The sequence below is a fragment of the Pseudovibrio sp. POLY-S9 genome (assembly GCF_001431305.1).
In the GTDB taxonomy this organism is placed as follows: domain Bacteria; phylum Pseudomonadota; class Alphaproteobacteria; order Rhizobiales; family Stappiaceae; genus Pseudovibrio.
Genome location: NZ_LCWX01000263.1, coordinates 138,593 through 138,835 on the forward strand (window position 1 = coordinate 138,593; position 243 = coordinate 138,835).

At 52.7% G+C, this 243-nt stretch carries 1 protein-coding gene; it reads right to left on the bottom strand.

Annotated features, from left to right (window positions below):
- A partial coding sequence (locus PPL9_RS31790) for an FAD-binding protein (protein ID WP_208989742.1) occupies positions 1-181 on the bottom strand: 181 nt, incomplete at its 3' end.
- Between the last annotated feature and the right edge of the window lie 62 nt (positions 182-243).

A 243-nucleotide genomic window follows, 5' to 3' on the forward strand; every position in this document is an offset into this window, starting at 1 on the left:
CATTGAGGTTGACTGGTGGGCCGATCAGCACAGTTTCCAGTCCATTGCTGGCAAGGGCAAGGGCGGCGATCATGCCAGCCGGGCCAGTGCCGATTACAGCGCAATCGTAGCTCTTTTCCTGCGACGGCGTGAGGTCGTTGTTTTTGCCTTTGGTGCTGTCTGCTGCAAGATTGGCTGCCATTTTTTCGTTCCGCATTTTGTTTGCGTTCTATTACCCAAGTATCTAGGGGATAAAACCTATCG